Origin of the sequence: Colwellia sp. BRX10-1 (assembly GCF_014077545.1) — a bacterium.
In the GTDB taxonomy this organism is placed as follows: domain Bacteria; phylum Pseudomonadota; class Gammaproteobacteria; order Enterobacterales; family Alteromonadaceae; genus Colwellia_A.
The window spans coordinates 1-401 of the sequence record NZ_JACGWC010000110.1; the positions used below are offsets into that span (position 1 = coordinate 1).

The window sequence follows — 401 nt, forward strand, 5'->3', positions numbered from 1 at the left end:
AGTGATGATAGTGAAACGGTTACGATAGCAGAAGATACAACAGCAACAGGTAATGTCCTCGATAACGCAGCAACTGCAGACGGTCCTTTAACTGTTACAAGCTTTACTGTTGATGGTAATACTTATAATGCAGGTGACACGGTAAGTCTTGCTGAAGGCGAACTCACTTTAAATGCAGATGGTAGTTATACTTTTATACCGAATGATAATTTCAACGGTGCTGTACCTGTTATTACTTATACTGTCACAGATGGTGCCGGTGATACCGAAAGTTCTACCTTAACAATTTCAGTGACACCAGTTTCAGATTTAAGTGATGATAGTGAAACGGTTACGATAGCTGAAGACACAACAGCCACAGGCAATGTCCTTGATAATGCAGAAACAGCAGATGGTCCACT

Annotated in this window: 1 protein-coding gene; it reads left to right on the forward strand. The window is 40.9% G+C overall.

Translation table 11 applies throughout. The annotated features are described in order from the left end of the window. A partial coding sequence (locus H4J75_RS19760) for an Ig-like domain-containing protein (RefSeq protein WP_182223075.1) occupies window positions 1-401 on the forward strand: 401 nt, incomplete at both ends.